Origin of the sequence: Shewanella sp. T24-MNA-CIBAN-0130 (genome assembly GCF_040310185.1) — a bacterium.
Lineage (GTDB): Bacteria > Pseudomonadota > Gammaproteobacteria > Enterobacterales > Shewanellaceae > Shewanella > Shewanella psychromarinicola.
The window spans coordinates 1-247 of record NZ_JBEOPP010000482.1; the positions used below are offsets into that span (position 1 = coordinate 1).

Genomic DNA, 247 nt, shown 5'->3' on the forward strand with positions numbered 1-247 from the left:
GTTTTGACTGAGCCCCTTAGCGCATACCTCAATTACTACTTGATGACACCGATAATGCAGGACTATATCAATAGTAATGAATCTGGAGCAACTCGACAGGCGTTAACTAAAGCTAAGATTGAAGCTCTCACAATACCACTAGCACCACTAGCCGAACAAAAGCGCATCGTTGAAAAGCTCGATGAAGTGTTGGCGCAGGTCGACACCATCAAAGCCCGCCTCGATGGCATTCCCGCTATCCTAAAAC

Annotated in this window: 1 protein-coding gene; it reads left to right on the forward strand. The window is 46.6% G+C overall.

The window, feature by feature from the left end:
- Positions 1 to 54: 54 nt before the first annotated feature.
- Positions 55 to 247: restriction endonuclease subunit S (locus AAEZ02_RS23200; protein ID WP_351125542.1), on the forward strand; the 193-nt coding region annotated here is incomplete at its 3' end.